Here is an 8,105-nt window from a genome sequence, read left to right as displayed (position 1 = left end):
AACATCGTCAATACCTATACGGAAAACGGACAAGTTGCGATAGTCACGGTGAGTGGCGGTAATGGCACAAATGGTGCACAAAACGGCCAAACCAGCTATCAATATGATGCGCAGGATCGTGTTACCAGACAGACTAATCCGGACGGCAGTTATTTAGCGTACGGCTACGATGCCAATGGCAATATCACTGAACGTAGTACAGTTTCTGGAACTGTCAAATACAACTACAACGCTAATCAGCAGTTGGTCAGTGTGACCGATACAGCTAACAAAACAACCAGCTATACCTATGACAATGCGGGGCGATTGGCAACAACAACTGTGCCGAACGGTATTACTGCCAGCTATGCGTATGATCCCAATGGCAGATTGCAACAAGTACTGCATCAGAAAGCGAATGGGAATATTGTTGCGGGTAGTCGTTATACGCTCGCAGTAAATGGTCAGCGTACCAAGATTGAGGAATTTGATAGTCTCGGTACAGTAACTGCCAATGTAGCGGCAAATCCTGTTCGTACCACAAGTTATCAATATGACGGTGTGAATCGTCTGACGCAGGAACTGGTTAAAGACAGGGCAGGTGTAACTACACGTACCGTAGACTATCAGTATGACAAGGTTGGCAATCGTTCACAAAAGGCGGAAGCGACGCTGACTGGGACGGAAACAACGGTTTATTCTTACGATAGTAACGACAGGTTAACGCAAGAAATCAAGTCGGTTGGCGCAACCCAAAGTGCCATCAGCTATACCTGGGATGATAAGGGTAACTTGAGCACGAAGACGGTAGCAGGGCAAGTTACTGTCTACGTCTGGAACGCAGATAATCGTTTGGTCGAAGTTAAGCAAGGTGCAACGCAAGCCAGTGCAGCAACAGTAGTAAAATATAGCTATGATGCATTGGGCAATCGTGTTCAGAAAACGGAAGCGGATAAAGTCACGACTTACTTAACGGACAGTACCTTTGCGTATGCACAAACTGTTCAAGAAAGTATAGCGCAAGGAACGACAACTCAAGCGGTCAATTATGTATGGGGTAATGGACTGATCCAGCAAAGTAGAGCGGGGCAGAATAGTTACTATCACGCGGATGGACTGGGTAGTACTAAAGCATTGACAGACGAAACAGGTAATGCGACTGACGCATATCAGTATGATGCGTTTGGCACAGTGTTGAATCATGCTGGTACCACGCAAAATGCTTATCGGTATACGGGGGAGTATTTCGATGATGCGATTACTCTGCAATACAATCGTTCAAGGTGGTACGACGCGAATGTAGGGCGCTTCGTTTCGATGGATACGTACCCTGGGGCACGTACTAAGCCAATAACGATTAACAAGTACATTTACGCAAATGCGAATCCAATTGGCATGCGTGACCCAAGTGGACGGGCGAGTTTAGGTGAGCAGGCTGCGGCTGGCAATATTGCTTCGACACTGGGAAATTTACAAGCGAACTTTGGATTCAATTTGATGAATGCTGCCATGGACCCAAGTGGTTTTGGTGCGGCAAGCATGGCAATAGAAGCCGGATTTTTCCTTGCAGGCCCTGTTTCTAAGGCCGCTGCTAAGTTAATTGGTAATGTGTTCTTAAAAGGGAAAACGCTCAAGTTTGTTGCTAAGGCAGACAGTACAATTTTAGGTGATAATCTGAAAGTGCTGGGAAGTTTTAGATGCTCTGAATGTCAGGCGCATCATTTGGTTCCTGGTACTGCCAAAGTGGCGGAGGAAGCACGGCAAATTCTACGGAAGCACGATATCAATATTAACTCTCCTTTAAATGGAGTTTGGTTAAAGGGTGCATCGTCTCCTGCTGAATGGGCCGGTGCGATACATAACGGACGCCATCTTGATGAATATGGAAGGATGGTTTCTAAGCGTTTGAAAGATGCTGACATTGAAGGAGGTAAATTAGCCGTAATTGAAGAGTTACAGCGTATTCGCAACGAATTATTCGAGGAAGGTAGTGAGCTTTTTGGCCTGATTTGAGGATGAAGATGGATATTTACGAGATTTACGCCATTGGCGATCAAGAGCGTATTGCAATTTCAGGCATTACATTGGAAGTACGTGATGAACTGTTATTTATGAATCCAGATAGGGTTCAGAATCCCTCTTCTGACGCACGCTTACGTGCAGCAGAAAAATGGCCTGGCCTACAGGTTTTTGCCGAGCGTGGACACGATAAGCGTATCAAGTCTTACTTCCAAGATGCCATTGGGCCTGGATTCTCATTGCACGGCTGTGAGATTGCCGTAAGTGAGCATGCGAGGCAAGTATTGGCACCCATATTGGGAGATCAAGTGCGTTTCCTGTCTTTGGATGTTACTGGTGCACCGTGCAAGTACTGGGCGTTTTATGCGACACAATATTATTACGGCGAGCTAGATGAAGAATTGTCGGTTTTTGCGCCACCATATAGCTCTGCGCCAGATCAACGAAAAAAGTTGCGTGCCCCAGCTTTTAAACCTGATAATTCATTGCGTGATTTGTATGTTTTTAGATTGCCAGGCACGATGGACTATGTGGTGCCCGACAATACCTATGCAACGCAAAATTTTTTTGATTTGGTGAAAGAGCATGAATTAGGTGGATTCAATTTTAAAAGAATTCACTATAAGGGCTTTAAAGCTAATCCAGCCGATGGTATAAGCTTGGTTTCAACAGGGCCAAAGTATTTGGCTGGCTGGGAGGGGGTTTGAAAATAAAACTGAGTCAATGAACTCAATTGGCTCAGGTCGCATGTGTGACCAAGCCCGCCAAATTCACAACAAATCTTTTGCATTTCAAAGCGAATTCGATAATCTATCTGGGAGATGCAAAGCGATTCGCACTCTTCTACGAACATGCTCAGTACTAATCCTATTGCTCGCGTTCTGAACATTGCCAGGTCAGGCCAGTGTTCAGGGCACGAGAGGCAAGGGCGCGGAAGGACGAAACCAGACAGATTTTAAGCCTGACCGCTACTGTTTGGTTTTTTTGTGTTTCGTTTCTCCGGTCTGACGGAAGTAAATTCCTGAATTGCCAGGTAGGCGCCCGGTGCGTGAACAACATGCGCCCAGCGGGGAAGAAAACATCGTGGGCGACCACGGAGATGTGCTGGCTGTTCCGACGAACGACAAGGAAAAAAAGCCCAGTAAAGTATCAGCATGGGTGGCAACGGTCTCGGACGATGGGGAGTAATCCTGATCCATGCAACAAGCACTTACATCTTCCTGCTTCACTTCGATGCTATTGGCATCACCTGGATCAATGAGCCGAACGACGACACCCTGACATCAGAGGTTCCCGAGATTAAATTGAATCTATTGTAGTTTATTCGAACCAGAATATAGTTTCTGGAAGAATTGTGGCGCTGAATTCCAGATGCAAAACCCGGCGCTGGGTGGCAAGGGCAGTGTGGGTGGCCTTGTCCGACGCATGTAACAGCAGTGGTTTCATCAGCAAGACATCGCCCGCCTGCATGGCGCAGACATGCATGTCTGATTGCGCGGCGTTTTCGATATAAGCATCTACCTGCTGACCCTTTAGTTTGCCGTAACGATGGCTGCCTGCCATGACTTTCAGGGCGGCGTTGTCATGGTTGGCTGCGTCAAGGGCGATGCGCAGGGTCAGCATGCTTTCCAATACATTTGACGGTGGCTCGACATGGTGTACGCCGTTTTTAAGCGTCCACTTTGTGTAGCCGGGCGCATCCATCCTCTGGTCCACGCAGATCGTCATATCCTGGTGCCAGGCTACCAGCCAGTTGTGTTCAGCATTTTTGTTGAAGAAGATGCTGCGCACTGGCTTTGCATTGTGCATGCCTGCCGCCTTCAACACCGCATGTATTTTCTTCCAGGGCAGGGCAAGCGCTATAGCTGGGTGGCTTTGCAAGACCAGTCGCACGCCATAGTCATTGGATATGGGCTGGCAGGCCTGTTCCAGTTGAAATAGTTCAGCCGGGTTGAGAAATTCGGGCAACAGGGCAAAGCCCTGCGTGCCTAAATTTTCGGCGATGCCCGGATAACTGTTTGATGTTGCTGACATCAGGCTATTAGACGATCAGATCAGCCCTGCAAGACCTTTTTCAGCCACAGGCTGATATCGTCCACTTCTTCCGGGCACACTGAATGCGGCATCATGTATTCATGCCATTCAACCTGGTATCCCAGTTGTTTCAACAGGTCGCGTGATTCTTCGGCGCGTTGTATCTGGATGACAGGGTCGGAGCGGCCATGGGCCTGGAAGATGGGTGTATCCTGGTTGGCTGCATGGCGTTCGGTGGCAATCAGGTCACGCAAGGGAACATAGCCGGACAGGCACAGCAGGCCGCCCAGTTTTTCATGGTAGCGCAGGCCGGTTTGCAGGGTCATGGCACAACCTTGCGAGAAGCCAGCCAGCAAAATGCGTTCAGATGGAATGCCACGTGCATTTTCGCGGGCGATCAATTGTTCTATGCGTTTTTGGGATACACGCAGCCCTTTTTCATCTTCACGCCTGGCGATGTCGGTACCCAGTATGTCATACCAGGAGCGCATCACGTAACCACCATTGATAGTCACCGGCATGGTCGGTGCGTTCGGGAATACAAAGCGTATGCCGGGGTTGCCGCTCAAATCCAGTTCCCTGACGATGGGCACAAAATCATTCGCATCGGCACCCAGGCCATGCATCCAGATGACGGCGACCGTCGGGTTAGGGCTGCTTTCTATTTCTACCGTGTCCAGGATGTCTTGTGTCATGATGGTTTTCTGAAGGAATTAAAATAAGTGATCAATTTTACTGCGAGCAGCAAGAGTGTGCAGGGTAACCATACGGTCAGCAGCTCGGATTGCATGACTTGCCAGCCACGCGCAGTCAGGAAACGGTTCACCCCTATGGGCGACACCTTGATGAATTGCCAGGGAAAGAAATAACGTTCTTCAGTAAGCGGCCAGAAAAATTCCACACCCAGTCCACCTGTGGTCAAGGCATCCAGCATGCCATGCGACGCGGTAGAAAAAGCGATAAACAGCCAGACCCGCAGGCGGCTGCTTGCCAGTTGTGTGTGAAAAACGCAGGCAATAGTCGCCACCATGGCGGCCATCAGCAGTGAATGGCTGAAACCACGGTGTCCAAAAGCTGATTCATAGGCAATGCCCAGCTTGAAGCTGATGACATCCAGATCCGGCAAGATGGCGCATAACATGCCCAGGACTAATAACTGCCATGAAATGCGCTGGCGGCCAAGCAACAGACCGCAAGTCAGCGGAATGATGGGGTGGGTCAGTATTGTTGCCATGGCGACGGGTGATCAGCTACCGGCAAGCATCAGGCCGGATTTTTGGCGCGTAGGGCGTTCTTGGGGCGAAATACCTTGCAGACTGCATCATCGGTTTCGATGTATGGACCGCCGATCAAATCGATGCAATACGGAACGGCTGCAAAAATGCCAGCGACCTGCTGTTTGCCATCGGCATCTTTCAAACCTTCCAGCGTTTCCTTGATGGATTTGGGCTGGCCCGGCAAATTCAGTATCAATGCAGCATGTTCAGCTGTTTCACGTATGACCGCTACCTGGCGTGACAGAATGGCAGTCGGCACAAATTGCAGGCTGATCTGGCGCATCTGCTCGCCAAAGCCCGGCATTTCCTTCGTGGCGACAGCCAGTGTGGCTTCCGGCGTGACATCGCGCCTGGATGGGCCGGTACCGCCAGTGGTAATGACGAGATGACATTGTTCCTCATCCACCAGGGCAATTAAAGCCTGTTCTATGGCAGCACGTTCATCCGGGATCAGGCGGGTGACCATTTCCCAGGGGCTGGTGAGAGCCTGGCCAAACCAATCCTGCAAGGCAGGCAGGCCCTGATCCTGGTAAATGCCGGCAGAGGCGCGATCTGATATGGATACCAGACCTATCCTGAGGTTTTCAATATTGGTTTTCACTATTTGCTACGGTCATTTGTTCAGGCTTACTTGCCATCAAACTCATCGTCTTCTTCATCCAGATCTGCATCATCCGCTTCATCAGCGTTCGCAGCAGCTTTGGATTTTTGCAAATCTTTCAAAATCTGGAAGATTTCACGATAGGCTTTGGGTGGCTTGTTTTCAGCCTGTTCTTTACGGGCATTGCGTATCATGGTGCGCAATTGCTGTACGTCCAGGTGAGGGTGTTCTGCCATCAGTTCGGTCAGGGCATTGTCATCTGCCAGCAATTTGTCGCGGCGACGCTCCAGCGCATGCATGGCGGCGGTTTCAGACTTGGAAGCGCCTTTCCAGCTATCGATGGTTTTCTGGATCAGGGCAATTTCTGTCTCATCCAGGGTACGCATTTTTTTGCCTACATACTGCATCTGACGACGGCGGCCTTCATGGTCCTTGATTTGCTGGCAAATCAGGATGGCTTCGCGCACATCTTCCGGCATCGGGACGCGTTTGACGCGTTCACGCGCCTGCTCGACCAATTCCTGTCCCAACTTTTGCAGGGCGGTCATTTCGCGCTTCAACTGGGATTTTGATGGACGGTCGTATTCTGGTTCGAACTCACTGGACTGATAGCCACATGAGCCGCGATTTGGATTTGGCATAATTCTGCGCCTTTACTATTAACTTAATGAAACGGCTGCTATGATACCCTTTTTAGCTTGGAATTACCTAAAATCAAGCTTGGAACGCACGCAATCAGGTGTGAATCAAGGTAAATAATTAGGATATTTCCATCGGCCATTTGGTCATTTGGCACTGACATACATAGAATCCCATCCATGAGCAAACCAGTTTTTACCCATACCCAAGACCAGTTAAAGCAAATCGCGCAGGATATGTTGCGTTTCGCCCGCGAAAAAGGGGCATCTGATGCGGCAGTTGAGATCAGTGAAGGTGGAGGCCTGTCCATCAGTGTGCGCAAGGGCAAGGTAGAAACCATAGAGCAAAACCGTGACAAGGGTATTGGTATCACCGTGTATATCGGTCAAAGGCGCGGCAATGCCAGTACTTCGGACTTTTCTGAGCAGGCTTTGCGTGACTCGGTTGATGCAGCCTACAATATTGCCCGTTTTACAGCAGAAGATGATTGCGCCGGCTTGCCAGAAGCAGAATTGCTGGAAATGGCACCGCGAGACCTGAAGCTGTGCTACCCGTGGCTGATCAGTGCCGAAGAAGCCATAGAACTGGCAAAGCGCACAGAAGCAGCAGCATTTGCTGTTGACAAACGTATCACGAATAGCGAGGGTGCCAGCGTACATGCCCAGCAATCGCATTTTGTGGCTGCCAATTCGCGTGGTTTCATCGGTGGTTACCCTATTTCGCGCCATACCATTTCTGTTGCGCCGATTGCCGGCAAGGGCGCAAAAATGCAAAGAGATGATTGGTATTCATCGCAACGCAATGCCAAAAAACTGGCTGACCCGGAATCCATAGGCCGTTATGCGGCTGAACGTGCATTGGCCAGACTGAACGCACGCAAGCTTGATACCCGCAAATGCCCGGTCCTGTTTGAAGCACCGCTGGCGGCGGGTTTGCTTGGCGCACTGGTGCAGGCGACTTCGGGTGGTGCCCTGTATCGCAAATCCACTTTTCTGCTGGATTCGCTGGGTACACAGGTTTTCCCTGACCACATACAGGTGCTGGAGGATCCCAGCGTTATCGGCGCAGTCGGTTCTTCACCATTTGATGATGAAGGCGTGAAGACGCAGAAACGCGATGTTGTCAGCAATGGCGTGTTGCAGGGCTATTTCCTGTCCACCTATTCAGCCCGCAAGCTGGGCATGCAGACTACTGGCAATGCTGGCGGCTCGCATAATCTGGCTATGACATCGTCACTGACCAGGCGTTCGGATAATTTTGCTGGCATGCTGAAAAAGATGGGACGTGGCTTGCTGGTGACCGAACTGATGGGGCAGGGTGTTAATTATGTGACGGGCGATTATTCACGTGGTGCTTCTGGTTATTGGGTAGAAAACGGCGTGATTCAATATGCGGTTGAAGAAATTACCATCGCAGGCAATATGCGCGACATGTTCAGGCAGATTGTTGCCATCGGCAGCGATACCCTGATCAGGGGTACCAAGCAGACCGGTTCCATCCTGATCGAAAACATGACGATCGCCGGTAGCTGATCACCATAGTTAACCATACAAAAA

The 8,105-nt window shown here is 49.9% G+C and carries 8 protein-coding genes; 3 read left to right on the top strand and 5 right to left on the bottom strand.

Annotated features, from left to right (window positions below; translation table 11 throughout):
• Both H8L32_RS08750 and H8L32_RS08745 read left to right on the top strand, forming a co-directional pair.
• Nucleotides 1–1,992 (top strand): RHS repeat-associated core domain-containing protein (locus H8L32_RS08750; RefSeq protein ID WP_186946759.1); only part of this gene is annotated, 1,992 nt, incomplete at its 5' end.
• A gap of 8 nt (nucleotides 1,993–2,000) precedes the next feature.
• Complete coding sequence (locus H8L32_RS08745) at nucleotides 2,001–2,705, top strand: hypothetical protein (RefSeq protein ID WP_186946758.1); 705 nt, start codon at nucleotides 2,001–2,003, stop codon at nucleotides 2,703–2,705.
• 613 nt (nucleotides 2,706–3,318) lie between these two features.
• Here H8L32_RS08745 and H8L32_RS08740 read toward each other — a convergent pair.
• Genes H8L32_RS08740 through yjgA form a run of 5 tightly spaced genes read right to left on the bottom strand, consistent with a single transcriptional unit; the run spans nucleotide 3,319 to nucleotide 6,551 of the window.
• Entirely contained in the window at nucleotides 3,319–4,032 is a 714-nt protein-coding gene (locus H8L32_RS08740; protein ID WP_186946757.1) for a phytanoyl-CoA dioxygenase family protein, read from the bottom strand.
• 20 nt (nucleotides 4,033–4,052) lie between these two features.
• On the bottom strand, nucleotides 4,053–4,727 hold the full coding sequence (locus tag H8L32_RS08735) for an alpha/beta hydrolase (RefSeq protein ID WP_186946756.1): 675 nt from the start codon (nucleotides 4,725–4,727) through the stop codon (nucleotides 4,053–4,055).
• A complete protein-coding gene (locus H8L32_RS08730) occupies nucleotides 4,724–5,266 on the bottom strand; it encodes a metal-dependent hydrolase (RefSeq protein ID WP_186946755.1) in 543 nt (180 codons plus the stop codon). The genes H8L32_RS08735 and H8L32_RS08730 overlap by 4 nt, the downstream gene beginning before the upstream one ends.
• A 29-nt stretch (nucleotides 5,267–5,295) precedes the next feature.
• Nucleotides 5,296–5,910 (bottom strand): molybdopterin adenylyltransferase, encoded by a 615-nt coding sequence (gene mog, locus H8L32_RS08725; protein WP_329605164.1) that lies wholly within the window; start codon nucleotides 5,908–5,910, stop codon nucleotides 5,296–5,298.
• A 26-nt stretch (nucleotides 5,911–5,936) separates the two neighbouring features.
• Nucleotides 5,937–6,551 (bottom strand): ribosome biogenesis factor YjgA, encoded by a 615-nt coding sequence (gene yjgA, locus H8L32_RS08720; protein ID WP_186946754.1) that lies wholly within the window; start codon nucleotides 6,549–6,551, stop codon nucleotides 5,937–5,939.
• A gap of 177 nt (nucleotides 6,552–6,728) precedes the next feature.
• Here yjgA and pmbA point away from each other — a divergent pair, with 177 nt between their 5' ends.
• Nucleotides 6,729–8,081 carry a metalloprotease PmbA gene (gene pmbA / locus H8L32_RS08715; RefSeq protein WP_186946753.1) on the top strand — a complete coding sequence of 451 codons (1,353 nt, stop codon included), beginning with the start codon at nucleotides 6,729–6,731 and terminating at the stop codon, nucleotides 8,079–8,081.
• The last annotated feature ends 24 nt before the right edge of the window (nucleotides 8,082–8,105 follow it).

This window comes from Undibacterium hunanense, assembly GCF_014284335.1.
GTDB classification, from domain to species: Bacteria; Pseudomonadota; Gammaproteobacteria; order Burkholderiales; family Burkholderiaceae_D; genus Undibacterium; species Undibacterium hunanense.
The sequence above is the reverse complement of the archived record's forward strand: the minus strand, read 5'-3'. Positions and strand labels throughout refer to the sequence as shown.